The sequence below is a fragment of the Roseibium algicola genome, assembly GCF_001999245.1.
Lineage (GTDB): Bacteria > Pseudomonadota > Alphaproteobacteria > Rhizobiales > Stappiaceae > Roseibium > Roseibium algicola.
This window is the reverse complement of the sequence record NZ_CP019630.1, coordinates 3,571,575-3,597,730: the sequence shown is the minus strand read 5'-3', so window position 1 is coordinate 3,597,730 and position 26,156 is coordinate 3,571,575. Positions and strand designations below refer to the sequence as shown.

Here is a 26,156-nt window from a genome sequence, read left to right as displayed (position 1 = left end):
GCCTTCTCCCATGACAGATTGATTACAACTGCTGCAAACGCCCTTCATCGGCCCCGCAAACGCAGCAGCAGGTCGACTTCCTCTTCCAGCGCGCGGCCATAGGCCCTGGCCGCCGGGGCGTTGGAATGCATCAGTGTTTCGTGGCGGAACAGGCAATAGGCTGCAAGGCACCAGTGATAGGCGCCGCGCTCCTTCAGAAAATGCTCGACCGTCTCCTGGTCAGGATAACGCGTCAGGAACATTTCCTCCGCATGGGCGACAAGCGGATGAAGGCCATAGAGCGTTGCAAGACCGGGCGAGACAAAACAGGCGATATCCTCGACCGGGTCACCAAGCCCGGCGAATTGCCAATCGATCAGCCGGGCACCATCGCCGGTTGCCTGGATCGTGCCGAGACAGAAACTGCGATGAACGAGTGAACGCTTGATCTCGCGCTTTTTGACGGCGCCGTCCGCAGGGCGCGACCGCTTCAGGTTCGCCGCCTTGCGGCTATGCGGAATGAGCGCCAGCATGGCATCGCCCCGCGCCAGCACCTCGTGATATCCGGCCGGAACGGTCTGGTGTCCCGGCACCGGTTCACTCAAGGCGGCAAACCGACCGATCAGCTCGGCGGCTTCTCCGACATCAATCTCGTTGTCGACGGGGGTCGGATAGCCATAGATCAACAGCGGTGTTTTCGCCGGACTGTAGGTGAAAGCTTCAAGTTCCGGCGACAGGCCATGGCGGGCTAGAACGGCAAGGGCGTCCGCCTCCTGCCTTGGCAAGGTCGGATAGAGAGGATTGTCTTCGTTTTCGGGGAAGAACTCCTTGATAACATAGCTTCGGCCAGGCGTGTCCAGGCGCCAGAACCGGGCGGTATAGGCGACCGGCAACGGTCGCAGCCGTGCAACTGACCAGTCCTTCACCGGCAGTAGCGTTTTCAGAAAAGACAGCAGTTCCGAATCCGACAACAACACGCGCACCAAGGGTCCCCACAAAAAGTCTCCTTGTTCTGATCGCTTTGAAGTCCCTTTCCGTCAAGCCCTCCGATTGGCGAGACCACGGCTGGATCGAGGACACGGTGCCGGATGTCGGAGTTGAAGCACTGGCCGTCGTTCTGAGACTGCCCGCTGAAAGTCCCCTCTCAAGTAACGTCTGATGAGATGGCGCAGACCGGGCCGCGCCCAAGCCTTTCCAGGGCATCAGGTCCGGCTTTCAGGAAAAGTGGCGGACGACATGACGCATGACATCGAAACGGCCTCGCTTGCCGAGACGGCTCCCGCACGGCGCGGACGGCGGCGCAGGGGCGGCGAGAAGACCGGTCCGGATCTCTTTCCGCAAAAACCCTTCAAGCAGCCGCGGCATATCTTCAAGCCCTTGGAAGCCGTTTCCGCTGACGAACTTGAAGCGATCCACGACGCATCCATGCGCGTTCTGGAAGAGATCGGCATCGACTTCCTGCACGAGGAAGCAAAGCAGATCCTGAAAGATGCCGGGGCCGACATCAAGCCGGGTGAAGACCGTGTACGCATGGACCGGGCGATGGTGGAAGAGCTTGTTGCCAAGGCCCCGGCCGAATTCACGATCCGTGCGCGCAACCGGGCGCATGATCTGCAGGTGGGCGGCGATGCTCTTGCCTTTTCCTGTGTGGCCAGCGCCCCCAATGCCGTCGACCGCGACCACGGCCGCCGCCCGGGCAACCAGGAGGACTATCGCAACTTCCTGAAACTGTCGCAGTTCTTCAACATCATTCACTGCGTCATGGGCTACCCGGTCGAACCGGTCGATATCCACGCTTCCGTGCGCCATCTCGACTGCGTTGCAGACATGCTGCGGCTCACCGACAAGGTCTATCACATCTATTCGCTCGGCAAGGAGCGCAACCTCGACGGACTGGAACTGACCCGGATCGGCTACGGCCTTACCCCGGAGGAATTCGTCGAGACGCCGTGCGTGGCAACGGTCATCAACACGTCCTCGCCACTGAGGCTCGACACACCAATGCTGCAAGGCCTGATCGAAATGGCCAAGGCCGGACAGGTTTCCATCGTCACGCCTTTCACTCTTGCCGGTGCCATGGCTCCGGTCACCGTTGCCGGCGCGCTGACCCTGCAGAACGCGGAAGCCCTTGCCGGGATCGCCTTCGCCCAGATTGTGCGGCCGGGTGTGCCGGTGGTTTATGGCGGCTTCACGTCCAACGTCGACATGAAATCCGGCGCGCCGGCCTTCGGCACGCCGGAATACATGAAGGCAGCAATCGTCGGCGGCCAGCTCGCCCGGCGCTATCATCTTCCCTACAGGTCGTCAGGCGTTTGCGCGGCCAACACGGTCGACTATCAGGCCGCGCTGGAAACCACCTTGTCGGAATGGGGCGCGATCAACGGCGGGGCCCATATCATCAAGCATGCCGCCGGATGGCTGGAAGGCGGACTGAGTGCGGGTTTCGAGAAATTCATCACCGACATCGATCTGCTCCAGAAGATCGCCGAATACCTGACGCCGCTTGATGTGTCAGAGGCAGCCCTTGCCGTCGATGCGATCCGCGAGGTCGGACCGGCGGGCCACTTCTTCGGCACCCAGCACACCAAGGACCGTTACAAGGACGCTTTCTACGCGCCCATCGTTTCCGACTGGCGCAATTACGAAAGCTGGTCGGAAGCAGGCAGCCCGACCGCCTACGACAAGGCGAACATGCTCTACAAGAAGGCTCTGGAAGCCTATGAGCAGCCCCCGCTTGATCCGGCCATCGACGAGGAAATCACCGCCTTTGTCGAGAGGCGAAAGGCCGAGGGCGGCGCCCCGACCGACTTTTGATCATTTCACGTTTAACGTTCGAACACGGCCTGCCGCGCAAGAGCAGGCGCTTCCGGAGCAGATTGCATGAATACCCACACTCAGGTTGTTGTCATTGGCGGTGGCGTTGTCGGCTGCAGCGTTCTGTATCACCTGACCAAGCTCGGCTGGAAAGACGTCACGCTGATCGAGCGCGACGAACTGACATCCGGCTCCTCCTGGCACGCAGCAGGCGGCTTCCACACCCTGAACGGCGATCCGAACGTAGCCCAGCTGCAAAGTTACACCGTCGACCTCTACAAGGAACTGGAAGAAATTTCCGGCCAGTCCTGCAGCCTGCACCTGACCGGCGGTGTCATGCTGGCCGATACGCCCGAGCGGATGGATTTCCTGCGTCTTGCCCAGGCCAAGGGGCGCTATCTCGGCATGGACCTGGAGCTGATCTCGGTCTCCGAAGCCAAGAAGATGTTCCCGCTTCTGGACGAGAAACACTTCATCGGCGCGCTCTGGGACCCGATTGAAGGCCATCTCGACCCCTCCGGCACCACCCATGCCTATGCCAAGGCGGCCCGCGTCAACGGCGCGACCGTCCTGCGCCACACCAAGGTGGAAGAACTGGTTCAGACGCCCGACGGCACCTGGGATGTCATCACCAACAAGGGCACGATCCACGCCGAACACGTGGTCAACGCCGGTGGCCTGTGGGCACGCGAATGCGGGCGCATGGTCGGCATCGAACTGCCGGTGCTCGCCATGGAGCACATGTACCTCCTGACCGACGAGATGGAGGAAGTGACCTCACACAACGAGGCCACCGGCAAGGAACTGATCGGCGTTCTGGATTTCGGCGGTGAGATCTACACCCGTCAGGAAGGCAAGGGCGTACTGCTCGGCACCTACGAGCAGAACTGCCGCCCGTGGAGCCCGCGCCAGACCCCCTGGGATTTCGGCCACGAACTGCTGGCGCCGGATCTCGACCGGATCGCGCCGGAGCTGGAAGTCGGCTTCGAGCATTTCCCCGCCCTGCAGAATGCCGGCATCAAGCAGATCATCAATGGGCCTTTCACCTTCGCGCCGGACGGCAACCCGCTGGTCGGCCCGGTTCGCGGTCTTCGGAACTACTGGGTGGCCTGCGGCGTCATGGCCGGGTTCAGCCAGGGCGGCGGTGTCGGCCTGACGCTCGCCAACTGGATGATCAACGGCGACCCCGGCTACGACATCTGGGGCATGGATGTTGCCCGCTACGGCACCTGGGCAACGCTCTCCTATACCAATGCCAAGGTTCAGGAAAATTACCGCCGCCGGTTCCGGATCCGTTTCCCCAACGAGGAACTTCCGGCCGCCCGCCCGCAGCAGACAACCCCGCTTTACGACCGCATGCTGGCGCAAGGCGCCGTCATGGGCGACAGCTGGGGCCTGGAAACACCGCTCTGGTTCGCTCCGGAAGGCGTGGAAGCCAGGGACATCGTTTCCTACCACCGCTCCAACGATTTTGAGCACATCGGCGCCGAGTGCCGGGCTGTGCGCGAGAGCGTGGGCGTGACGGAGACGGCCAACTTCGCCAAATACGAGATCACCGGGCCAGGCGCGGAAAGCTTCCTGTCGCTTTTGATGACCAACACAATGCCGAAGGTCGGCCGCATCATCCTGACGCCGATGCTGAACGAGAACGGCAAACTGATCGGTGATTTCACCATCGCCCGGGCCAGCGACCAGAAGTTCTACATGTGGGGCTCGTCCCAGGCCGAGATCTATCACATGCGCTGGTTCGAGAAGCACCTGCCAGAGGACGGCTCGGTGACGATCCGCGCAATCAACCTCGGCTGGGTTGGCCTCTCCATCGCCGGTCCCAATTCGCGCAAGGTTCTGGAGAAGATCACCGGAGACGATGTCTCGGGCGAGGCCTTCCGGTTCATGGACTTCCGCGAAATGGACGTTGCCAACGCCCCCTGCAAGGTCAATCGCATCACCTACACGGGCGACCTTGGCTACGAGATCTGGATGGCGCCGGAGTACCAGCGTCAGGTCTATGATGCGCTGATGAAGGCCGGAGCCGAGTTCAACATCGTCAACTTCGGCATGCGCGCCCTGCTCTGCCTGCGACTGGAAAAGAACTTCGGCACCTGGTTCCGCGAGTTCCGCCCGATCTACGGCGCATTCGAAGCCGATCTTGGCCGGTTCGTGAAGCTGTCCAAGGACACCTTCATCGGCAAGGAGGCGGCTCAGAAAGAATTCGATGAAGGCCCGAAGCGCCTGCGTGTCAGCTTCGTGGTCGACGCGTCGGACGCCGACGTCATGGGCGATGAGCCCGTGTGGCACGATGGCAAGGTGATCGGCTGGGTGACTTCCGGCGGCTACGCTCACTACCTGCGGAAATCCCTCGCACAAGGGTATATTCCTTCGGAACTGGCAACGAACACGCAGGAAGGCGCCTTCGAGATCGAAATCCTCGGCGAGCGCCGCAAGGCCACCATCATCAGCGAACCGCTGTTCGACCCGAAAGCCGAACGCATGCGCATGTAAATGCATCCGGTCGTCGGACCAACACCCCAACGACCGCCTCCCCCTCCTGAACTCCACCTCCTCCTATCCTCCCGGGCTCCCCTCCCCTCAACCTCATCCTGAGGAGGCGCAAAGCGCCGTCTCGAAGGATGGGCAGCATACTCGGGAACAAGCGGCCCATCCTTCGAGACGGGCCTCCGGCCCTCCTTAGGATGAGGGGTTGGTGTAGGGAAAGATTGGGATTTACCGGAGGTGGGGTCGGCACGAAAAGGCAGGGAAGACGAGGACTGTTGAGCGGACAAGAGCGTCCCAGCACTGAGGATACCTGCCGAGTTCCGAAGAGCGCAGAGCGACAGATCGATTCAGAGACCTGCGCAGTCACTCCATCCGGAACACCCCGATTCTTCGCCTTTGCTGAACTCCGCTTTCCGCTCCCCTCATCCCGAACGTCTCCCCCCTCATCCTGAGGAGGCGCGAAGCGCCGTCTCGAAGGATGGGCGGCAAACGCCAACACAAGTGACCCATCCTTAGAGACGGGCTTTCAGCCCTCCTCCGGATGAGGAGTTTGGTGGGGACTGGCAGATTATCATGCGACCTAAGCAAACCGATGGCAGAAACCAGTCGGCTTATCAGAACACGCCTGCAGACCGGTTCTCGGCCTTTACTTCAACCGGATGATCTTCGGCCCGAGGGCGCGCACGTAATCGCTTTGATCGGCAAAGACCATCACGTTGGTCTCGGTCACTTCGGTCTGCTTCAGTTCCAGCGGTGTCTTGCCGTCCGGATTGACGATTACCTTGCGGGTCGGTGGCAGGCCGCGGAACACCAGCACACCGGCTTCCTTGGTCACGATGGCACCATAAGGTTCGTCGTGGACAATGCGCGTCGTGCCGCTTTCGGCCTGCACCGCGGCTCCAAGGGCGATGCTAAAGCCGGCTGCGGCCAGCAGGGTTTTGCAGATGGAATTCATGACACGTCTCGCTGTTAACGCTTCATTTACCATGAATCGTAACCGCTCGTTAACTTTTGCGCCAGAGGTCCTGCGGGTTTGTCCCGTGAAACGGAAATTATGGTTAACGCGACAGACTGACTTCAGGCCGAGACGCCGTGGCTGAGGTCCTTGAAGCTTTCGGCAACATGCTTGGCGAACGCATGAGTGGCTTTGCCCGCATGAGCCCGCTCGGCCATGAGAATGTGATAGTCGCCGATTTCCGGCAGGCCATGCCGTTCGTCCAGGGCCATCAGGGGCGCCTCGACAACACTCGCCGGAAAGGGAGCCACGGCAAGGTCCGCCAGCAGCGCGGCTTCCTGGCCGGCGCTGTGAAAGCTGGTGTAGGAAACGCGGTAAGGCTTCTGGGCATCGTCCAGCGCAACCCGCGCAGCTCTGCGCCAGGGGCACCCGGGCGTGGAAACGGCAAGCGGCAAAGGATCGCGCTCATAGGCGATACCACCTTCCAGTCCTACCCAGACCAGCGGCTCGGTGAAGACGATTGTGCCTCCCCGCGCCAGTGCGGTACCCGGACGGGCGGTAAAGAGCGCAAGGTCCAGCTCCCCCTTCTTCACCTTCTCATCCAGCATCGGACTGCCATCGAGATGCACGTCCACGTTCACACCAGGATGAGAGCGTGCAAAGCGTGAAAGTATGTTGGGCAGGAACCTGGTGCCGAAATCGGACGGCGCTCCGAAGCGGACTTCGCCTTCCACTTCAGGAGACAGGAACAGCGAAACAGCTTCCTCGTTCAGCATCAGGATACGCCGCGCATATCCAAGCAAAGCTTCGCCTTCCGTAGTCATACGTACGGTGCGCCCTTCCCGGGCGAACACCGAAACCCCGAGGATCGATTCAAGTTTTTTGATCTGCATTGAAACTGCTGACGGCGTTCGCCCAACAAGCTCGGAAGCTTTTGAAAAACTTGAGGTTTCCGCGATTACCAAAAAGGTCCTGTAAAGATCCAGATCGATCAGCGGCATGCCTGTGCCGGGCAACTTTTGCATGGTCCAGATTTCCCGGAAGTTCAGTTCAATTTTTTTGAACGAATAGATGAATACTATTCGATTGATTGAACTGCAAGTTCTACCCATATAGCAGGCAAGCGGCCTCGCGTTTAAGCAGTGGACCGCACTTTCTTGTAACAATCGAATACGCTCAGGATTGGCAACGCCATGACCTATCTTGCACAAGCCCTCGGCACCAACCTCATGGGTGTCGTCAGCGGACACACCACGGCAGAGCTGGTTCGTATGAACCAGGCCCTGCGCCAGCGCGAAGCTCAGAAGTCCAAGAAACGCTGATCCGACGATCTGGATAACTGCCGATTGCCGGCCTGAAGCCGGCAATCTGACAATTTTCCAGAGGGTTTGAAACCAGCGTCAGGCCAGCACGGGATACCCGCGCTCTGCCGCCTCGGTTTCCATCTTCAAGATAACCGCGTAATCGTCGGAAGACAGTTTCGAAAAGCCGTGAATGCCAAGGCGTTCACGGCTTTGTTGCGTTTCAGGCGCTGAAAGCACCTCGGCAACGGTATCGCGAATAAGAGCGTGTTCCCCATCGCTGAAACGGCGGGAAGTGATCAGCGGCAACCCGGGCGCAGATGCTGTGCGGGCAAGCGGCCGAACTTGCGCCGCCAGCTCCGGTATTTCCCGGCAGACCAGTGCCCAGCAGACTGCATCGATGGAAGCGATGTCGGCCTTGCCCTCCGCAACGGCCTTCAACGACGCCAGGTGGCTCCCGCTCACAATGACGTCTGAAAAGAAAGCGCCTTCAGTATCAAGCTGCGCCACCGCGTGACGGAAAGTATTCATGCCTGACTGGCTGTCCGACCCGTTGAAAACCGCCCGGTGACCGCGCAGGCCCTCCAGGTTTTGGTGGGAGCTGTCACGCTTGACGATCAGCTGACTGCAATATCTTGGGCCATCGCACCCTTCGGCATCGTAATGAGGCGTCCCCACGAGCCGGACCTTGCCTGCGAGCGCATGGGTCAGGGGGTATCCGCAGGTTTGCGACAAGAGGAGATCCGGGTCCGTCCAGGCCTCCACCAGATCTTGCCCATCCTGCCATGGCCGGATATCGCCTTCACTCAGTCCCAGAACGCGGCAAAGCGCGCCCTGGAGCGCGCTTTCAAGATCCCGCGTGGCATGACGTACCTCCGGCCAGTCGTACATCGGCAGCCGGACAGCTAGAAAAGATCCACCGGTCAAGACACCGCCTTTTCCGCGGCAGGAAATCCGCTGGTCTCATTGTATTTGATCGGGTGCACAACAGGCTCCTTCACCTTGAAAAAATAGTGCCTGGCCAACTGGAAATAGCTCGCAAAGACATAGCCGCCGTTCCGCTCCTGCCATTCCGAGCGGGCAGCGCGGTAAATCTTCGGAAGATGATACCAGGGTGCCCGCGGATTGGCGTGATGAACGACATGGAGATTATTGTTCAGAAACAGAAGCGAGAACACCGGGCAGAACTCGACGATGATCGACCGCGCCTCCGCATGTTCATGCGCACGGTGCTCCGCATAGGTGCGCAGCATCAACAGGCTCATGCCCGGATAGGCGACGCCGAGAACATACAGCCAGAACGGCATGCCGCCGACCAGAGTGACAAACAGGACAAGCGGCACCACACCGGCAACATGATGTGCCCAGGCGCGCATGACGACCTTGTCCCCCGCAAGCATCATCCGGATTTCGGCTCCCACGAAACCGACCATCGATACCATCGGTCCGATCAGCAGCCGGCCCAATAGCGTGTTGTTGATCGTCAGGATCATTTGTATCGGACGAGGAAGGCTCTGCCAGTCTGACCAGGCCAGATAGTAGCTTTCCGGATCGTCATAAGGATCCGTCAGCCGGTCGTTGTTATGATGGCGCAGGTGAAGAGACTTGAAGCGGCGATACGGCACGCACAGGCCGAACGAGCAGTAGACCAGGGCTTCGTTGAGTGCGGGACTGCGCGTGGGGTGACCATGAAGCACCTCGTGTTGCAGTGAGGATTGCAGTGTCACCAGGATCGCTGCCAGGGGGCAGACCACGAAAGGTCCAAGCTCGGAATAGAACCCTATCAACAAAAACCAAGCCGACGAGGTGGCCAGAATCAGGGCCAATGTCGGCCACTCGCAGAATTTCGCGCGCGGCAAGGAAGTCTCCAAATGTTTGAAAAATCGGCGTAAACCGACATGAACTGGCTTGACTATGCGCGCGGGCCATCTTCAGGACAATTTGAGACTTGAGAACAAATTCCACGATATTTAGCAAACTCAGCATGATGGTTTTATTTGTAAACAGATGATGATTTTTAGCTGCATCTGCAGCCTTTCCGACAAACGATATGACTGGATCGGAACATCAAGTGGCGGTTTTGCCGCTAGACAAAAAAGGGACTGTCCTCTGTTCTGGGCGAAACGCCGGAAGGAAGGACTGCCATGCCAACATCAAACGAAACGCCGAACCGCCATGACGTGATTATCATCGGTGCCGGCATCATCGGTTGCGCCATCGCATTGTCCATGACGCGCAAGGGCTACAAGACACTGAATGTCGACGCCCTGCCGGCAGCCGGCTATGGCTCCACCTCCAGTTCCGCGGCGGTGATCCGCACCTATTATTCCACGCGCGACGGCACGGCGATGGCCCTTGAAGGCTATCACGACTGGAAGAACTGGCAGGCCTATCTGGAAACGGAAGACGCCGGGGAACTGGCGCATTTCATCGAGACCGGCACCCTGGTGATGAAGACCGCATCCGACAACTACCAGAAGCATGTTCTGGAACATGCCGACGCCCTCGGCATCCCTTATGAACACTGGTCGGCCGACCGCATCACACAAGAACTCCCCGGCTACAACCTGGACTGTTTCGCCCCGGCGAAAACCATGGATGACGATGACTTCGGCATGCCGACCGGTGGCGCGCTTCAGGGCGGTGTCTTCTTCCCGGCAGGTGGCTACGTCGACGATCCGCAAATCGCCGCCCGCAACCTGAAGGATGCGGCAGCCAGGCTTGGGGCGCAGTTCCGCTTCAAGACCAGGATCGTCAAGATTCCCGTTGAGAACAACCGTGTCACCGGTGTTCTCACTGAGAACGGCGAACATATCCCGGCACCTATCGTCATCAATGTCGCTGGCCCGCATTCCGGCAAGGTGAACGCGCTCCTGGAAGGCGAAACCGGACTGAAGATCGGCCACCGCCCGCTGCGCCAGGAAGTGGTTCAGATCGCCCCGCCCCAAAGTCTGAATTATTCCCGCGAAGGTCTCGTCGTTTCAGACAACGACATCTCCGTCTACGTCAAGCCGGGTGGCGGCGGCCAGTTGATGATCGGCAGCCAGAACCCTGCCTGCGATCCGCATCTCGTGGAAGATCCCGACGATTTCGCCATGGACCTCACCGATCGCGGTCTCACCTATGCCTACCGCTACTCTCAACGAGTACCCGAGCTGGGCGTTTCCCAGCACCCTGTGGGGGTTGCGGCGCTCTATGATGCGACGGACGACTGGCTTCCGATTTACGACCGCACCAATGTCGATGGCTACTACCTGGCCATCGGAACCAGCGGCAACCAGTTCAAGAACGCAACCGTTGCCGGGCGCTTGATGACAGATCTGATCGGTTACTGCGAAGCTGGCAACGATCATGACGCCACGCCATTGCAATTCAAGCTGGAGCATGTCCCCCACACGCTCAACACGGCGACGTTCTCCCGCAAGCGCGAGCTGACGAAGGAAAGTTCGTTTTCGGTGCTCGGGTAATTTCACTCAAGCTTCTGTTCTTCTGAGCCGAAATCGTAGGGGCGATCCCCAACCCTCCCCCTCATCCTGAGGAGCGCACGAAAGTGCGCGTCTCGAAGGATGGGCTACTTGCTCCTGAGTGTGCTACCCATCCTTCGAGACAGGCCTTCGGCCCTCCTCAGGATGAGGGGGAGGTTGGGACTGGGTTGGGGCTGAGCCTGGGTCTACGGCTGCGGCTGGGGTTGGGGTTGGAACTACGGCAAGGTCTGAGGCTGGCGTCTGGATTGGAAACGGCTCCTGTCTGGCTTCGCTGGACGAACGCCCGGTGCGCGCGCCTGAACATAACGGCCTCAAGCCCCCCCAATTCCGCCGTGGTCGAATCGCCCGTTTCGGGGTAAGCAACCGGTTCTGATCCTGAAGGAGCATTCCGTGGCCTGGTCCCCGCAACAAGATGAAGCCCTGAAAGAAGCCGCTGCCTGGCTAAAGCGCGGCGACAGGCAGGTGTTCCGCCTGTTCGGCTTTGCGGGCACGGGCAAGACAACGCTTGCCCGGCATCTGGCGGAAGGCATCGACGGCGACGTCTGTTTTGGCGCCTTCACCGGCAAGGCTGCTCATGTGCTGCGCCAGAAAGGCTGCGAGGACGCGGGCACGATCCATTCGCTGATCTACCGCCCACGCTCGGCCAAGGAAGAAGACGACCTTGACGACGATGATGACGACAGCGGCCCGCAGTTTGCCATCAAGCGTGACAGCCAGGCTTCGACCGCGAGCCTGATCGTCATCGACGAATGCTCCATGGTGGACGAAGACCTGGGCAAGGACCTTCTGTCCTTCGGCACGCCTGTTCTGGTGCTGGGTGACCCGGCACAGCTGCCTCCGGTCAAGGGCGGCGGCTTTTTCACCGAAGCAGAACCCGACGTGATGCTGACCGAGGTTCACCGGCAGGCGCAGGACAATCCGATCGTGCGCATGTCGATGACCATTCGCGACGGTGGCCAGCTCGACTACGGCACATTCGGCGAAAGCCGGGTGATCCACCGGCGCGACATCGACAAGGACCAGATCCTTGCCGCCGATCAGGTGCTGGTCGGCACCAACAAGACGCGCAGGCTCTACAACGCCCGCATTCGCGAGTTGAAGGATTTCTCCACTCCCATGCCAGCGGTCGGCGACAAGCTGGTGTGCCTCAGGAACGACAAGACCAAGGGGCTTTTGAACGGCGGTCTATGGACGGTCAAGCGCCTGCGGCCCCCACGTGGCAACACGTTGCGCTTCGATGTCGTGTCCGAGGACGAGCTCTCGAGAAACGCCGTCAAGGTGAAGGTGTTGCCGGCCATGTTCGAGGATGGCGCGGAAAGCATTCCCTATGCCATCCGGCGCAAGGCGGACGAATTCGACTACGGCTATGCGCTGACCGTCCACAAGGCCCAGGGCTCGCAGTGGGACAACGTTGTCCTGTTCGATGAAAGTTGGGCATTCCGCGAGCACAAGAGCCGCTGGCTTTATACCGCAGTCACCCGCGCCGCCGAGAAGATCACTGTCGTAAGATAGGCGAGTCGAACGCGGCTTCGGAAATCTCCTGCAGATCATTGCTGGCAGGAAGTGCCTGGAGACCGGTCTCGATAAAGGTTCTGAGGTCGTTCTCGCTGCTGCCGCTGCGCCCAAGCAGGGCAATTGCCGAAAACTGTCCGTCGATGAAGGTTGCCGTCCGGTCCACGTCGGTATCTTCAGACATCTCCCCCGCGGCAACCGCCTTTAAAAGGCGATCCCTGATGGCCTTGAACCGTGCAGCCCTCAGGTTCAGCACGACTTCCTGATGCCGCTGAGCGCCATATGTGCAATCGACAAGCGCATTGACGAGAAAACATCCAGCCGGCGTTTCCTTGTCCAGCGTCAGGTCCGCGACGGCACCGAGAAAATCCCTGAAGTCCTGTACAACGTGTTTTTCAGCCCGTTTCAACCTGGCAAAAACCGGCCCGCCATAGGTTTCGAAATAATGCAGAAGCGCCTTTTCGAACAGTGCTTCCTTATCGCCGAACGCGGCATAAAGGCCCGGTTTGGCCATGCCTGACGCTTCGGCAAGATCGCTCATGGATGTGCCGGTATAGCCGTTCTGCCAAAAGGCGATCATCACGGAATGAAGAGCGTCTTTGGTATCGATTTTTCTTGGCCGTCCGCGCGCCATCGGTCTGCACTCCTCATAACAAACCGTGTGATCCGGTTATTAAAGCTCGGGAACCTTGAACCTCGGCAGGATGTGTGCCCTTGCCCACCATGCGCACCACCAACCGACCACGACATCCTGTTGAAAGAATAGCTGCTCGTTTTCAACGCAGAATACGCAATTTATTGCAATTCGTACAGGAACTACCCACCATTCAACCTAAAAGTGCATACCAAAACAATTTCACTGCACTGCCTGCTGTGAAATTGGTTCGCCATTGGGCTCAGCTCGTTTCAATCCGGCGCGCCCGATCCGGCAATCTTTCGGTATTTCACAGTGGACGGAGCTCATCGGTCCCTTTTCCGCCCGATTGAGGGGGCTTATCGTCTGCGGCTCAGATTTTTCTCGACGGAAAGTACCTTTCGTAAATGGCAAGCGTATCGATGACCGACCCGACCACGTCCACTCCCAAGGCCGACCTGTCCGCCCAGACCGCCCTGCGCATCGCACAGAGGATCGCGGATGAAATCGGCTGCAAGGCCGGCCAGGTGAATTCGGCCGTCCAGATGCTGGACGAAGGTTCGACGGTGCCATTCATCGCCCGCTACCGGAAGGAAGCCACCGGCGGGCTTGACGACACCCAGCTGCGCAAGCTCGAAGAGCGGCTGATTTATCTGCGCGAAATGGAAGACCGCCGCGTCGCCATAACCAAATCAATCGAAGAGCAGGGCAAGCTCACAGACGATCTTGTTGCCAGCATTCAGGCAGCCGATACAAAGTCCCAGCTTGAGGACATCTATCTGCCGTTCAAGAAGAAGCGTCGCACCAAGGCACAGATTGCCCGTGAAGCCGGCCTGGAACCGCTGGCCGACACTCTTCTGGGTGATCCCACCCGAGACCCCGAAGCCGAAGCGGCCGCTTACGTGGATGAAGGCAAGGGCGTTGCCGACACCAAGGCGGCGCTTGACGGTGCTCGCCAGATCCTGATGGAACGCTTTGCCGAAAACGCCGAGCTGGTCGGCCGCCTGCGCCGCCATGTCGAGGAACGTGGTGTCGTTCAATCGAAACTCATCGACGGCATGGCGGAAAAAGGTGCGAAATTCGCCGACTATTTCGACTATTCCGAACAATGGTCCAAGATCCCGAGTCACCGCGCCCTTGCGCTGTTCCGTGGTCGCAACGAAGGCATCCTGTCTGTCGACCTGACGGTTGATGCTGACGACGTCTCCCCTGTCCTGCCCGCCGTAAAGATGGTTGCTGACACCTATGGCATCGCTGACCGGGGCCGCCCTGGCGACAAGTGGCTTATGGAAGCTGCGCGTTTCGCCTGGAAGGTGAAGCTTGCCCTGCACCTGGAACTCGACCTGATGGGTGTCCTGCGTGACAAGGCGGAAGAAGAAGCCATCCAGGTTTTTGCCCGCAACCTCAAGGATCTTCTGCTGGCAGCGCCCGCCGGCTCCAGAACCACACTCGGCCTCGATCCCGGCATCCGGACAGGTGTGAAGGTTGCCGTTGTCGATGCAACCGGCAAGCTGGTCGAAACCGCGACCATCTATCCGTTCCAGCCGCGCAATGATGTTTCCGGCTCCCGCGCCGCTCTCCTCGCCTTGATCGCGAAACACAAGGTCGGCCTGATCGCCATCGGCAACGGCACGGCCAGCCGTGAAACAGACAAGCTGGCGGGTGACGTTCTTGCCGACATTCCCGCCGCCCAGCGCCCGGTAAAGGTCATCGTCAACGAGGCCGGTGCTTCGGTCTATTCGGCCTCGGAACTGGCGGCGAAGGAAATGCCGGATGTCGACGTTTCCCTGCGCGGCGCGGCCTCCATCGCCCGCCGCCTGCAGGACCCGCTTGCCGAACTGGTCAAGATCGAACCGAAGTCCATCGGGGTCGGCCAGTACCAGCACGACGTCAACCAGACCAAGCTGGCCCGTGCGCTGGATGCGGTTGTCGAAGACGCGGTGAATGCCGTCGGCGTTGATCTCAACACCGCCTCTCCCGCCCTGCTGTCGCGCATTTCCGGCCTGTCGGACAGTCTGGCAAAGGCCGTGGTCGAACACCGTGAAGCCATCGGCCGGTTCGACAGTCGGACCCAGCTCAAGGAAGTCCCGCGCCTCGGCGCCAAGGCTTTTGAACTTTGCGCAGGCTTTCTGCGCATCAACGAAGGCAAGGAACCGCTCGACGCCTCCTCCGTCCACCCGGAAGCCTATCCCTTGGCAAAACGGATCGTGAAGGCCTGCGGCCGCGACGTGCGCCAGATCATGGGCGATGCCTCACTGCTGAAAGGCCTCGAACCGTCAGAATTCACCGACGAGAAATTCGGCCTTCCAACCGTGAAGGACATCCTGTCGGAACTGGAAAAGCCGGGCCGCGACCCGCGCCCCGAATTCAAGACCGCGACCCTTCAGGACGGCGTCGAGGAAATTTCCGACCTGAAACCGGGCATGAAGCTGGAAGGCACGGTCACCAACGTTACCAACTTCGGCGCCTTCGTCGATGTTGGTGTTCATCAGGACGGGCTGGTGCATGTTTCCCAATTGGCTGATCGGTTCGTCGATGATCCGCACAAGGTCGTGAAGGCCGGTGACATCGTCAAGGTGACGGTCCTGGAAGTGGATGTTCCACGCAAGCGCATCTCCATGACCATGAAGTCCCAGGCAGATTACCAGGGCCAGCGCGAGCGTGGTGGTCAGGACAGGGGTGGCCAGAACCGGAACGGTCCGGGAGGCAGAGCCCCCAGCGGCAAGGGACCCGGCGGCGGTAACGGCCCGCGCGGAAATGGCCCCCGTGGTGGCGGCGCGCCGAAGTCCTCCGGCGGAGACAGCGGCAACAACGCCTTGGCCGCGGCACTCGCCGCAGCGATGAACAAGAAGAAATGACGGACTGATCCAGCGGCGTTATCAGCGCCGCTGGATCAACCTGTTACTGGTTTTCGTAACATTCATCGATGCCCGAAGGCGACTGGAGCAAGAGCTGCCGTCCCTTGCTGTGAACCGTGTACTGACCGTCCGTATAACGCGCGCCTGACCCTGAGACGACCTGCTCGAGCCGTCTCGGCGTGTGACCGTCAATGGTGTAGATCAGGTGGCCATTGCCGCTTTGCACGTAGGTGGCCGTCAAAGGCAATCCTTCGGTGCACGTGTAATGCACCGTGATTGAGTCACCGGCGGCCGGCTGCGCCACATTGCCAGCTGCTGCCGGTTGATAGTTGCGCGCCGGAAAGGCATCGGTGATCTGGTATAGGTCCGACCGCGGACCATTTCCCTGCGCATAAAGGATCATGCGCCGATGCAGATCCAGCTGCAGCGTCACATTTCTTGAAGCATCGTGGAGATACACCGACCAGTCGTCCCGGCCGAATTCCTGAAAATGGAAATTCACGGTGCCGTAGACGTCCGCTTCCTGCCACTGGCCGTTTCCAACGTTTGTGAAACTGCCGCCAGAATGCCGGACGACACCAACATTCTGGCCATTCACACCAGGAGCTGCCGACAGTTGGCCACCAGGTTGCTGCGGCACCGGGTTCTGGACCTGAGGCCGGCCTCCGCAGACCTCATATATCCCCGGGTATGGGCGCTCCGAGCAGAACAGCCCGCCCCAGTGGTAGCCTGTCTGTCCGTTGCGGTACCTGACCTGGAACCACTCGTATCCATTCATCATGACCCCGGTACCGGACAGGATCAAAATGGCATCCCCCTGACGGAGACTGCCACTTTGCCCGTATTGCATACCAGGACCACTGCGAACCTTGCCGCCGTAGGATGCACCGTTTTGCGGGAAATCGACGTCCGGTGAGGCGAAAGCGAAACTGGCTGGCAAAACAAGTGTTGCCAGCACGACAAAAAGCGAAAATCTGCTCATCAAAATGCCTGTTCTATTGAAGTTACTTAAGAGGAAATGCAGCGTCTTCGGAGAAAATTACTGTATTCAACGACGAACTTTAGGTCATACGAACAGGAAATGGAACTTCGTTTTGCGGCTACTTGCGCGGCACTATGTCAGACAGGCAGCGCGCGCCCTTCCCCGGCTTCGCCATGGTCAATTTTGCCCCTCTGGCAATAGCGGGAAACTGCATTACTCTGTTTTAAAAGGAAGTCCGTTTAGGAACGGAATATGTCTCAGAAGGATCAGGAACAGGACTGGCCCAAGCAGGACATGGAGTCCGGCACGCTCACCGCGCTTGCCCACCTTTACCGCGCGGAGGTGTTTCGCAGCACACATTGGCGCACCCGCCTCGATAACACCACCAACTGGGCCGTCGTCACCACCGGCATCGCCCTGTCCGCGACATTCTCCAACAAGGAAGCCTCACCCTTGCCCATGGTGCTGGTGGGGCTGCTGGTAACTGTTTTCCTGATCTTCGAAGCTCGCCGCTACCGCTACTACAACATGTTTCGGGCCCGGGCACGGCTGATGGAGACGGACTTTTACGCGCCTATCCTCGCTGGAGGCAAAGTGCCCATGCGCGGAAGCTGGGCAACGATGCTCTCCGACGACTATGAGATGCCGCATTATCATATCTCGCTGGTCAGGGCGGCAGGACGGCGCTTGCGCAGCAACTATTCCTGGATCCTGGCGATCCAGGCTGTCGCCTACTACGGCAAGCTGGCGATACACCCCGTCCCACTGACCAGCCTTGCCGACGTGTTCCAACGGGCGGCGATAGGGCCGATCCCCGGATGGACCGTCATGCTTGCAGGTCTTGTCTTTCATACCAGCTGGGTGGTGTTTGCCATCGTGACCTTGCGACTGGACAAGCTCTACCGGGAAAAACGCCGCTCGCCGATGCAGTCGATCTGAGACAGCCGGTGTCAGCTTCGAGAAGCACATGTCTTTTCCTCCGGCAGCAGGGTGTGGTATGGGCCTCTCAGTCCACTTCGGAGATTTTATGTCCTGACCTCTCGGGCACCCATCGGTGCCCATCCGCAAATCGCCTCCGGCTGCTCCGGACTGCGTTTGCCAAACCTGAAGAGAGACACCACCCGGTCGTGACCTCATGATCGGACGAGGACAATGTTATCCAAATGATCAGACCCTATGTCAGCCAGGACGCTGAACGGATCATCCATATCTGGCGCAAGGCCAGTGAATTCGCCCACCCGTTTCTGAGTGACGACTTCCACGACATGGCCGCTACCGCCATCCGCGACATCTATCTGCCAAAGGCGGAATCCTACGTCACGGAGATCAATGGGGTTGCCGTCGGCTTTATCTCGCTGCTGGACAACTATATCGGCGGCTTGTTTCTGGACCCGCAATATCATGGACGTGGCCTCGGAAGGGCCCTTGTGGATCACGCGGTCAAACAGAAGGGGCCGCTCACCGTTGAAGTCTTCAAGGAGAATGCTCGCGGCCGGCGTTTTTACACCGCCTATGGCTTTGTGCCGACCGAAGAATACTTTCACGAACAGGCACAGCACATCAGCATTAAACTGACGATGAAGCCCTGACAGAAAAGCGGCGGCCTGTGGCCGCCGCAACTGACATTGGCTCAGAACCGGCTTGCCGCAAAGGGCGCTGGATCGATATCAGGCCGCGCGCCCTCGATCATGTCCGCAATCATCTGCCCTGTGACGGCAGACTGCGTCAGACCGTGGTGGGCGTGGCCAAAGGCATAAAAGATGCTGCTATGCCGTGTTGCCGGTGAGATGACCGGCAGGCTGTCCGGAATGGACGGGCGGAACCCCATCCAGCGTTTGCCGCCTTCCGACTTGAGCTCCGGGAAAAACAGCTTTGCCTTGGCCAGCATTGCGTCCACGCGGCGCCAGTTCGGCGGCAGGTCGAGACCACCGAATTCCACCGCCCCGCCGACGCGCAAGCCGCTGGACAGACGCGACAGGACGAACCCGTGACCGGACAGCATGATCATGCGGTTCACGTTAACGCCGGGGTTCGGGATGGTGATGTTGTAACCGCGCTCCGTATCCAGCGGGATCGGATCTCCCAGCTGCGCGGCAAGGGCCTTCGACCATGCCCCGCAGGCAATCACCAGTCGCTCGGCCGCGATCGTGCTGCCATCTTTCAGGATCACGTCACAACCCTTGTCATTGGGCTGCAAGCGGCTGACCTCACCAACCTCGAACTTGACACCCTGAGATGACAGCCACTCGGCAACCGAAAGGCAAAGGACCTTGGGCTCATCCACTTGCACCCAGTCCGGCACGAGTGCCCCGCCGACGACACGGGAAGAAAGGTCCGGTTCCAGATCCCGGATCGCTGATGCATCCAGTTCCTCAACCTTGATGCCGTAGTCGCGCTGCTCCGCCCAGCCCGCGCGCGAGGCTTCAAGCGACTGCACCGTGTCGAACAGTTCCAGGCAGCCGTCCCGGCGCACCTGGTTGTGGGTTCCCGTTGTCCGCCAGAGCGCTTCCCACGCCGGAAGAGCGCCTCCATTCAGATCCGCCAGCGCCTTCGTGCTCTGCGCCACCTTTGCAGGGTTTGAAGCCGCCATGAAACGCAGCATCCACGGCAGGATCTTGAGCGCATAGGCTGGACGGACCGACAAGGGACCCAGCGGATCCAGCATCCATTTGAAGGCCTGTTTCCAAAGACCAGGCGAAGCAAGAGGCGCGACGTCTGTCCAGGCGATGGCAGCCGCGTTGCCCTGGCTTGCGCCTGCCGCAGGGCCTTCGCGGTCCAGCACAGTAACGCCGTATCCGCGTTGCACCAGGCTGGCAGCGGTCGCCAGCCCGACGATGCCCGCACCAACCACATGGACATGTCCCTTGCTCATTCGGCGTTTCTTTTCTCGTTCGCGATCAACGACCTGGTTGGCGAAACAATGCGGATGTCGCAAGGATCCACCGACCGGACCAACAGTCTGTTTTCAGGTTCACCGTCCTGCCAGAACCGGCAAGGCTCGTCTAGCGGCTGACCTTCTGATATATCACTCGCACATCTGAAACATATAAAGGCCCAGACTTTCATGTCCGCAGATTTCAGCCGATCCACTCAGGCTTATCGCCTGCTGGAAGAAGAAATCGTGACCCTGAAACTGAAACCAGGGGCAACAGTCACGGAAGCCGCGCTTACACAGAGACTGGGTTTTGGCAGAACACCCATACGCGAAGCCATTCAGCGGCTGTCCTGGGAAGGCCTTTTGAACATCCGGCCGCGGCTTGGCATTGTCGTTGCGGAAATGAACCCGTCCGATTTTCTGAAGGTCCTTGAGGCCCGCCACGCCCTGGAACGTCTCGTTGCAGGGCTGGCAGCGCGGCTTGCCAGCAAGGACGACCGCAGAACCCTTGAAGCGATTGCGCTAGACATGCGCGAGGCGGCTGCGAAGCCGGACGTGGCGGATTATCTGCGCCTGGACAAAGCCTTCGACGAAGTCGTCTCGGCCGCTGCCTGCAACCCCTTTGCGGCAAAGGCTCTGGCCCCTTTGCAGACGCAGAGCCGCCGGTTCTGGTACCGCCATTTTGGTGAGGAGGATCTCACCCCGGCAGCCTGGAGCCACATGGAGGTCATGCGCGCCGTTGCCGCCGGAGACGAGGCCGCCGCGATGGATCACGCGGAAAACCTCATGCTGTACCTGCGCCGTCAGGCAACGACGCTGGTCAGCGGCTCCGGTCAGGCAGCCGCCGGAAAGTGAGACCGTGTCCGGTTTGCAAAGGCGACCAGCGACAGCATCACCGGCACTTCCACAAGAACACCGACAACCGTCGCAAGGGCAGCGCCCGAGTTCAGACCGAACAGGCTGATGGCAACGGCCACGGCAAGTTCGAAGAAGTTGGACGTCCCGATCAGCGCTGCCGGCGCGGCGGTGTTGAACGGCACCCGCCACAGATACCCCCAGGCGTAGGCGACGAAGAAAATGCCATAGCTCTGGATAAGCAGGGGCACGGCAATCAACACGATCACCAGCGGCTTTTCCAGGATGGTCTGCGCCTGAAATCCGAACAGCAGGACAACGGTTGCCAGAAGACCCATGACGGAGAAGGGTTTGACCTTTCCCGTGAACTCGGCGATGCGCTCATCGCTCCCTGATCCATCCAGCGCCTTGCGGGTAAAATAGCCGGCCACCAGCGGAATGATCACATAAAGGATCACCGACAGCAGCAAGGTCTGCCACGGCACGACGATGTCGGTCACACCAAGCAGCAGCGCTGCGATGGGCGCGAAGGCAAACACCATGATGATGTCGTTGATGGAGACCTGGACAAGCGTGTAGTTGGCATCGCCGCGCACCAGCTGGCTCCAGACGAAGACCATGGCCGTGCACGGCGCGACGCCGAGCAGGATCATGCCGGCGATGTACTCTTTCGCAGTCTGCGGATCCACCAGCCCCGCGAATACGTGTTCGAAGAACAGGATGCCGAGTGCCGCCATCGTGAAGGGCTTGACCAGCCAGTTGACGACGATCGTGATGCAAAGCCCCTTGGGCTTGCGGCCGACATCCTTCAGCGAGGCAAAATCGACGTTGACCATCATCGGGTAGATCATCACCCAGATGAGTACGGCCACAACCAGATTGACGCTGGCATATTCCAGAGAGGCGATCGCCTCGAAGACCCCGGGAAAGAGGGCGCCGAGCCCGACCCCGGCGGCAATGCACAAGGCAACCCAGAGCGACAAGAAGCGCTCGAAGAGCCCCATGGGTGACGTTTCCTGTGTCATTCCAACTCTCTCTCACATCGGCATTTCAGCAAACCAGGGAGCAGCGTTGAAAACCTGCCCGAGGTGTCTCAACATCAAATCGCTCAGAACCGGTCACGCAGCTTGCCTTGCAGCCGAAAGGAACCCCCTTCCGGCATCCAGGCGTATCTGTTTCCTGAATGTCAGCACTTCCCACCTGGTTCACAGCCGCCACCGGCCACAAGCGACGCGATCGGTGCGCAGAGTTCCGGGTTGCCGCCGCAGCAGTCCTGCAACAGGTAGGTCACGAGGCCCTGCATCGCTTCCAGGCTCGCCCGATAACAAATCGAGCGCCCGTCCCGTTCGGCGTGCACAAGGCCGGAACGGGACAAGGCGCCCAGGTGGGTCGACAGGGTATTCGGACGCACATCGAGTGCATCTGATATGGCACCGGCGGTCATGCCTTCTTTTCCGGCCTTCACCAACAGGCGAAAGACGTCGAGGCGGGTTTCCTGACCAAGAGCTGCCAATGCATTCAGGGCGTCTTCTTTTTCCATATTTCGAGAATACTCGAAATATGGAACTATGCAACCCAAAAATTGCTGCGTTGCAAGAAGTTGCAAACCGAAGCTGCGACCGGGTGGGAATGTGAGCGCTGCTCCGTGACCGAAAGCAAAAGACCCCCGCTCCGGAAAGAGCGAGGGTCTTGTTTTCAGCGTCTGACAGAACCGCCGGTTCAGGCAGCCTTTGCAGCCAGTCGTTTCCTGATGCTTTCCACATCCGCATTCGGCGTCGCGGCGAACAGTGTCTTGGTGTATTCGTGCTGCGGGTTCTCGAAAACCTCGTCCCGCGTGCCGTATTCCACCACTTCACCGAAATACATCACCATCACCTTGTCTGCGATGTAGCGCACCACCGACAGGTCGTGAGAGATGAACACATAGGTGAGGCCCATCTCCTCCTGCAGGTCCGCAAGCAGGTTCAGAATCTGCGCCTGGACCGACAGGTCAAGCGCGGAGACCGGCTCATCGAGCACCAGCAACTTCGGCTTCATCATGATTGCCCGCGCAATCGCGATGCGCTGGCGCTGGCCACCGGAGAACATGTGCGGATAACGGCCGTAGTGCTCCGGCTGCAACCCGACCTTCTCCAGCATCTGCAGCGCCAGGTCACGGCGCTCTGCCGACGGCATGTCGGTGTTCAGGAGAAGCGGCTCTTCCAGAACATGGCCAATCTTCTGGCGCGGATTCAGCGAGCCATAGGGGTTCTGGAAAACGATCTGCACCTTCTGGCGCATTTCGCGGGAAATACCGGTCTTGGAAATATCGATCGGCAGGCCATCGATCTCGATAAGGCCGGAAGACTGCGCGTCGATCATGGTGAGCATGCGCGCAAGGGTCGACTTGCCACAGCCACTTTCGCCGACCACGGCAAGGGTGGTGCCGCGTTCCACATCCAGGTTCACACCCTTGACGGCGGTCAGGGTCGACGCCTTCTTGAACATGCCGCCCTTGATGTCATAGGTCCGGTAAAGATCGCGGACCTTGAGGATCACATCGTCAGCCATCTCAGAAACCTCCCGCTTCGGCAAAGTCGCTCACCGTCGGCAAGCGGTCGCCGGTGGCATTTTCCGGCAACGCTGAAAGCAATGCCTTCGTATACGGGTTCTTGGGGTTTTCGAAGAGGGACAGCACGTCGGCCTCCTCCATCTTGCGGCCCTTGTACTGCACGATGACACGATCGGCGGTTTCGGCCACCACGCCCATGTCATGGGTAATCATGATCAGCCCCATGCCGCTGTCCTGCTGCAGCTTGACCAGGAGATCCAGGATCTGTTTCTGGATCGTCACGTCGAGGGCAGTCGTCGGCTCGTCGGCGATCAGCAGTTTCGGCGCACAGGCAATTGCCATGGCGATCATCACACGCTGGCACTGGCCGCCCGACATCTGATGCGGAAATGCGGACAGGCGTTCGGCTGGGTTCGGAATACCGACGGAGGTCAGGATCTCGACCACCCGGTCCCGGGCCTGACGTCCCTTCAATCCCATGTGGGTCTTCAATGTTTCACTGAGCTGGAAGCCAACCGTGAAACACGGGTTGAGACTGGCAATCGGCTCCTGGAAGATCATCGAGATGTCTTTCCCGATCACCCGGCGCCGCTCCTTGGCCGACAGGGTGCGCAGGTCGAGACCCTCGAATTCCATCTTGTCGGCGGTGATCGTTGCCGTGTTCGGTAGCAGACCCATGGTCGCCAGCATGGCAACGGATTTTCCGGACCCGGATTCGCCGACGATCGCCAGGACCTCGCCTGCATCGACCGCATAATCAACGCCGTCGAGCGCCTTGAACGGGCCCTTGGCGGTGTCGAACTCGACCTTCAGGTTTCTGATTTCAAGAAGAGACATGGCTTAGCTCCTCTTCAGTTTCGGGTCGAGCGCATCGCGCAGACCGTCACCGACCAGGTTGATGGCAAGAACGGTGATCAGGATCGCCAGACCCGGGAAGGTTACAACCCACCACGCGCGCAGGATGAATTCGCGCGCTTCGGCAAGCATGGTGCCCCATTCCGGTGTTGGCGGCTGTGCTCCCATACCCAGGAAGCCGAGGGCGGCCGCATCCAGGATCGCGTTGGAGAACGACAGCGTCGCCTGAACGATCAGCGGCGCCAGACAGTTTGGCAGGATCGTCTTGAACATCAGCCGCATGTGCCCGGCACCTGCCACTTTCGCCGCGACGACATAGTCTCGTGTGCGTTCGGACAGGACGGCCGCGCGGGTCAGACGCACGAAATGCGGCTGCAGCACGATGGCAATTGCGATCATGGCGTTGATCAGCCCGGGTCCCAGGATAGCCACCAGCACGAGGGCCAGCAGAAGCGAGGGGAATGCCAGGATGATGTCCATCACACGCATGATCAGCGTGTCGGTCATGCCGCGCATATAACCGGCGACAAGGCCGATCACGACACCGCCGACAAGGGCGATGGTGACGACGACAACACCGATGAACAGCGAGAAGCGCGCGCCGAAGATGAGGCGCGAAAGAATATCACGGCCAACGGCATCCGTTCCCAGCAGGAACGCGGCCTTGCCGCCCTCCTCCCAGACCGGAGGCACGAGGAAACTGTCGCGATACTGGAAGTCGGGGCTATGCGGCGCGACCAGCGGCGCGAAGATGGCCATGAGGACCAGCAACGCGAACACCACGAGGCCGACAACGGCACCCTTGTTCTGTGAGAAGTAGTACCAGAACTCGACAAGCTGCGCCTTGGTGGCGTTGCGGCTTTCGGCCTGGAGCTTGGTCTGATCGGCTTTCGCAGCCGGCGAGGTATTTGTCATTTTCCTTGTCCCCGGCTCAGTTGTGGCGAATTCGCGGATTGATCAGGCCGTAGAGCACGTCCACGATCAGGTTGACCATCATGATGATCCCGGCGATCAGCAGCAGACCACCCTGGACCACGAAGTAGTCGCGGCGCGAGATGCTGTCGACGAGCCATTTGCCGATGCCCGGCCAGGAGAAGATAGTCTCTGTCAGGATCGCGCCGGCAAGAAGCACGCCGACCTGCAGGCCGATGGTGGTCACCACCGGGATAAGGGCATTGCGCAGCGCATGCAGACCGATCACCGCGCGGGGCGGCAGGCCTTTCGCGCGGGCCGTGCGCACATAGTCCTCGCCCAGAACTTCCAGCATGGCGGATCGGGTCTGGCGTGCGATCACCGCCATCGGAATGGTCGCCAGAACGATGGACGGCAGGATCAGGTGACGGACGGCGGAGAGGAAGGCCCCCTTCTCGCCGGACAGCAGACTGTCGATCAGCATGAAGCCGGTGACCTGCGGGAAGAAGAACATCAGCGAGATGCGCCCTGAGACCGGTGTCCAGCCGAGGGTTCCCGAAAACAGGATGATCAGCAGCAGGCCCCACCAGAAGATCGGCATCGAGTAACCGACCAGCGCCGTGCCCATGATTGCCTGGTCGGCAACCGATCCGCGCTTCACGGCCGCGAAGATGCCGGCGGGAATGCCAAGGCAGACGGCAATGATGATGGCGCAGAGCGCGAGTTCGGCAGTCGCCGGAAACAGTGTCAGAAATTCATCCAGCACCGGCTTCTTCGACACGAAGGACGTGCCCAGATCCCCCTGGAAGATACCTGCGATGTAGTCGAGGTACTGTTGCCAGAGCGGTTTGTCGAAGCCAAGCTGGCCAAGGACCTGAGCCCTCCGCTCATCAGATATACCGCGCTCGCCTGCGAGCAGTTCGGCAGGATCGCCGGGCAGCATGCGGATAAACGAGAAGGCGACGAGGGTGACGCCGAAGAATGTCGGTATCAACAGGCCGAGACGACCTAGAAGAAAGCGAAGCATGTCAGGTTCCAGATACGAAGAGCCAGCGGAAACGACCTGATGTCAGGAAAGCATCCGCCGGCCAG

23 protein-coding genes are annotated in these 26,156 nt (G+C 60.0%); 9 read left to right on the top strand and 14 right to left on the bottom strand.

Features of this window, described 5'->3' with window-relative positions:
* Positions 1-44: 44 nt before the first annotated feature.
* Positions 45-962, bottom strand: coding sequence for a phosphotransferase (locus B0E33_RS16700; RefSeq protein WP_077293393.1), 918 nt, complete (start codon positions 960-962; stop codon positions 45-47).
* Between the two features lie 253 nt (positions 963-1,215).
* Here B0E33_RS16700 and B0E33_RS16695 point away from each other — a divergent pair, with 253 nt between their 5' ends.
* Both B0E33_RS16695 and B0E33_RS16690 read left to right on the top strand, forming a co-directional pair.
* Positions 1,216-2,793: a trimethylamine methyltransferase family protein gene (locus tag B0E33_RS16695; RefSeq protein ID WP_077291798.1), complete on the top strand. Its 1,578-nt coding sequence runs from the start codon at positions 1,216-1,218 to the stop codon at positions 2,791-2,793.
* 66 nt (positions 2,794-2,859) lie between these two features.
* On the top strand, positions 2,860-5,295 hold the full coding sequence (locus B0E33_RS16690) for a GcvT family protein (protein ID WP_077291797.1): 2,436 nt from the start codon (positions 2,860-2,862) through the stop codon (positions 5,293-5,295).
* Positions 5,296-5,935: 640 nt separating this feature from the next.
* Here the strand turns inward: B0E33_RS16690 and B0E33_RS16685 are convergent.
* Complete coding sequence (locus B0E33_RS16685) at positions 5,936-6,244, bottom strand: hypothetical protein (RefSeq protein ID WP_077291796.1); 309 nt, start codon at positions 6,242-6,244, stop codon at positions 5,936-5,938.
* Positions 6,245-6,366: 122 nt separating this feature from the next.
* On the bottom strand, positions 6,367-7,269 hold the full coding sequence (locus tag B0E33_RS16680) for a LysR substrate-binding domain-containing protein (RefSeq protein ID WP_031270486.1): 903 nt from the start codon (positions 7,267-7,269) through the stop codon (positions 6,367-6,369).
* A 168-nt stretch (positions 7,270-7,437) separates the two neighbouring features.
* Between B0E33_RS16680 and B0E33_RS31505 the strand changes: the two genes are divergently transcribed.
* Positions 7,438-7,566 (top strand): hypothetical protein, encoded by a 129-nt coding sequence (locus tag B0E33_RS31505; RefSeq protein ID WP_265733497.1) that lies wholly within the window; start codon positions 7,438-7,440, stop codon positions 7,564-7,566.
* Positions 7,567-7,644: 78 nt separating this feature from the next.
* On the opposite strand, the gene B0E33_RS16675 is transcribed toward B0E33_RS31505, so the two are convergent.
* Entirely contained in the window at positions 7,645-8,472 is an 828-nt protein-coding gene (locus B0E33_RS16675; RefSeq protein ID WP_208997643.1) for a phosphate/phosphite/phosphonate ABC transporter substrate-binding protein, read from the bottom strand.
* Positions 8,469-9,404: a fatty acid desaturase gene (locus tag B0E33_RS16670; RefSeq protein WP_077291795.1), complete on the bottom strand. Its 936-nt coding sequence runs from the start codon at positions 9,402-9,404 to the stop codon at positions 8,469-8,471. The genes B0E33_RS16675 and B0E33_RS16670 overlap by 4 nt, the downstream gene beginning before the upstream one ends.
* Positions 9,405-9,689: 285 nt before the next feature.
* On the opposite strand from B0E33_RS16670, the gene B0E33_RS16665 reads away from it, so the two are divergent.
* The gene (locus B0E33_RS16665) at positions 9,690-11,012 is read left to right on the top strand and encodes an NAD(P)/FAD-dependent oxidoreductase (protein ID WP_077291794.1); all 1,323 of its coding nucleotides are present in this window, start codon (positions 9,690-9,692) and stop codon (positions 11,010-11,012) included.
* Positions 11,013-11,420: 408 nt separating this feature from the next.
* A complete protein-coding gene (locus tag B0E33_RS16660) occupies positions 11,421-12,542 on the top strand; it encodes an ATP-dependent DNA helicase (RefSeq protein ID WP_077291793.1) in 1,122 nt (373 codons plus the stop codon).
* Here B0E33_RS16660 and B0E33_RS16655 read toward each other — a convergent pair.
* The gene (locus B0E33_RS16655; protein WP_077291792.1) at positions 12,526-13,176 is read right to left on the bottom strand and encodes a TetR/AcrR family transcriptional regulator; all 651 of its coding nucleotides are present in this window, start codon (positions 13,174-13,176) and stop codon (positions 12,526-12,528) included. The two genes, B0E33_RS16660 and B0E33_RS16655, sit on opposite strands and share 17 nt — an antisense overlap.
* 407 nt (positions 13,177-13,583) lie before the next feature.
* Here B0E33_RS16655 and B0E33_RS16650 point away from each other — a divergent pair, with 407 nt between their 5' ends.
* Positions 13,584-16,034: a Tex family protein gene (locus B0E33_RS16650; protein ID WP_077291791.1), complete on the top strand. Its 2,451-nt coding sequence runs from the start codon at positions 13,584-13,586 to the stop codon at positions 16,032-16,034.
* A 43-nt stretch (positions 16,035-16,077) separates the two neighbouring features.
* Here the strand turns inward: B0E33_RS16650 and B0E33_RS16645 are convergent, their stop codons facing one another.
* On the bottom strand, positions 16,078-17,016 hold the full coding sequence (locus B0E33_RS16645; RefSeq protein WP_077291790.1) for an MliC family protein: 939 nt from the start codon (positions 17,014-17,016) through the stop codon (positions 16,078-16,080).
* Positions 17,017-17,268: 252 nt separating this feature from the next.
* Between B0E33_RS16645 and B0E33_RS16640 the strand changes: the two genes are divergently transcribed.
* Positions 17,269-17,955 (top strand): DUF2270 domain-containing protein, encoded by a 687-nt coding sequence (locus B0E33_RS16640; protein ID WP_023003387.1) that lies wholly within the window; start codon positions 17,269-17,271, stop codon positions 17,953-17,955.
* Positions 17,956-18,179: 224 nt separating this feature from the next.
* Positions 18,180-18,605, top strand: coding sequence for a GNAT family N-acetyltransferase (locus B0E33_RS16635; RefSeq protein ID WP_077291789.1), 426 nt, complete (start codon positions 18,180-18,182; stop codon positions 18,603-18,605).
* Between the two features lie 41 nt (positions 18,606-18,646).
* Here B0E33_RS16635 and B0E33_RS16630 read toward each other — a convergent pair whose 3' ends face one another.
* Entirely contained in the window at positions 18,647-19,888 is a 1,242-nt protein-coding gene (locus B0E33_RS16630; RefSeq protein WP_077291788.1) for an NAD(P)/FAD-dependent oxidoreductase, read from the bottom strand.
* A gap of 192 nt (positions 19,889-20,080) precedes the next feature.
* On the opposite strand from B0E33_RS16630, the gene B0E33_RS16625 reads away from it, so the two are divergent.
* A complete protein-coding gene (locus B0E33_RS16625; protein WP_055661222.1) occupies positions 20,081-20,746 on the top strand; it encodes a GntR family transcriptional regulator in 666 nt (221 codons plus the stop codon).
* Here the strand turns inward: B0E33_RS16625 and arsB are convergent.
* The 6 genes from arsB to B0E33_RS16595 all read right to left on the bottom strand — a co-directional run bounded on the left by arsB (position 20,725) and on the right by B0E33_RS16595 (position 26,091).
* On the bottom strand, positions 20,725-21,771 hold the full coding sequence (arsB, locus tag B0E33_RS16620) for an ACR3 family arsenite efflux transporter (protein ID WP_023003391.1): 1,047 nt from the start codon (positions 21,769-21,771) through the stop codon (positions 20,725-20,727). The genes B0E33_RS16625 and arsB overlap by 22 nt on opposite strands.
* Before the next feature lie 161 nt (positions 21,772-21,932).
* Positions 21,933-22,286 (bottom strand): ArsR/SmtB family transcription factor, encoded by a 354-nt coding sequence (locus tag B0E33_RS16615; RefSeq protein ID WP_055661220.1) that lies wholly within the window; start codon positions 22,284-22,286, stop codon positions 21,933-21,935.
* A gap of 179 nt (positions 22,287-22,465) precedes the next feature.
* Positions 22,466-23,296, bottom strand: a complete 831-nt coding sequence (locus tag B0E33_RS16610; protein ID WP_077291787.1) for a dipeptide ABC transporter ATP-binding protein — start codon at positions 23,294-23,296, stop codon at positions 22,466-22,468.
* A 1-nt stretch (position 23,297) separates the two neighbouring features.
* The gene (locus B0E33_RS16605) at positions 23,298-24,134 is read right to left on the bottom strand and encodes an ABC transporter ATP-binding protein (RefSeq protein WP_023003394.1); all 837 of its coding nucleotides are present in this window, start codon (positions 24,132-24,134) and stop codon (positions 23,298-23,300) included.
* Positions 24,135-24,137: 3 nt separating this feature from the next.
* Positions 24,138-25,067, bottom strand: coding sequence for an ABC transporter permease subunit (locus B0E33_RS16600; RefSeq protein WP_023003395.1), 930 nt, complete (start codon positions 25,065-25,067; stop codon positions 24,138-24,140).
* Between the two features lie 16 nt (positions 25,068-25,083).
* Positions 25,084-26,091, bottom strand: coding sequence for an ABC transporter permease subunit (locus B0E33_RS16595; RefSeq protein ID WP_023003396.1), 1,008 nt, complete (start codon positions 26,089-26,091; stop codon positions 25,084-25,086).
* Positions 26,092-26,156 lie beyond the last annotated feature (65 nt).

Bases quoted from the DNA above. Each gene is read 5' to 3' on its own strand.
- B0E33_RS16695 (WP_077291798.1), top strand. From the start codon at position 1,216: ATGACGCATGACATCGAAACGGCCTCGCTTGCCGAGACGGCTCCCGCA.
- B0E33_RS16690 (WP_077291797.1), top strand. From the start codon at position 2,860: ATGAATACCCACACTCAGGTTGTTGTCATTGGCGGTGGCGTTGTCGGC.
- B0E33_RS16685 (WP_077291796.1), bottom strand. From the start codon at position 6,244: ATGAATTCCATCTGCAAAACCCTGCTGGCCGCAGCCGGCTTTAGCATC.
- B0E33_RS16680 (WP_031270486.1), bottom strand. From the start codon at position 7,269: ATGCAAAAGTTGCCCGGCACAGGCATGCCGCTGATCGATCTGGATCTT.
- B0E33_RS31505 (WP_265733497.1), top strand. From the start codon at position 7,438: ATGACCTATCTTGCACAAGCCCTCGGCACCAACCTCATGGGTGTCGTC.
- B0E33_RS16665 (WP_077291794.1), top strand. From the start codon at position 9,690: ATGCCAACATCAAACGAAACGCCGAACCGCCATGACGTGATTATCATC.
- B0E33_RS16655 (WP_077291792.1), bottom strand. From the start codon at position 13,176: ATGGCGCGCGGACGGCCAAGAAAAATCGATACCAAAGACGCTCTTCAT.
- B0E33_RS16650 (WP_077291791.1), top strand. From the start codon at position 13,584: ATGGCAAGCGTATCGATGACCGACCCGACCACGTCCACTCCCAAGGCC.
- B0E33_RS16645 (WP_077291790.1), bottom strand. From the start codon at position 17,016: ATGAGCAGATTTTCGCTTTTTGTCGTGCTGGCAACACTTGTTTTGCCA.
- B0E33_RS16640 (WP_023003387.1), top strand. From the start codon at position 17,269: ATGTCTCAGAAGGATCAGGAACAGGACTGGCCCAAGCAGGACATGGAG.
- B0E33_RS16635 (WP_077291789.1), top strand. From the start codon at position 18,180: ATGATCAGACCCTATGTCAGCCAGGACGCTGAACGGATCATCCATATC.
- B0E33_RS16630 (WP_077291788.1), bottom strand. From the start codon at position 19,888: ATGAGCAAGGGACATGTCCATGTGGTTGGTGCGGGCATCGTCGGGCTG.
- B0E33_RS16625 (WP_055661222.1), top strand. From the start codon at position 20,081: ATGTCCGCAGATTTCAGCCGATCCACTCAGGCTTATCGCCTGCTGGAA.
- arsB (WP_023003391.1), bottom strand. From the start codon at position 21,771: ATGACACAGGAAACGTCACCCATGGGGCTCTTCGAGCGCTTCTTGTCG.
- B0E33_RS16615 (WP_055661220.1), bottom strand. From the start codon at position 22,286: ATGGAAAAAGAAGACGCCCTGAATGCATTGGCAGCTCTTGGTCAGGAA.
- B0E33_RS16610 (WP_077291787.1), bottom strand. From the start codon at position 23,296: ATGGCTGACGATGTGATCCTCAAGGTCCGCGATCTTTACCGGACCTAT.
- B0E33_RS16605 (WP_023003394.1), bottom strand. From the start codon at position 24,134: ATGTCTCTTCTTGAAATCAGAAACCTGAAGGTCGAGTTCGACACCGCC.
- B0E33_RS16600 (WP_023003395.1), bottom strand. From the start codon at position 25,067: ATGACAAATACCTCGCCGGCTGCGAAAGCCGATCAGACCAAGCTCCAG.
- B0E33_RS16595 (WP_023003396.1), bottom strand. From the start codon at position 26,091: ATGCTTCGCTTTCTTCTAGGTCGTCTCGGCCTGTTGATACCGACATTC.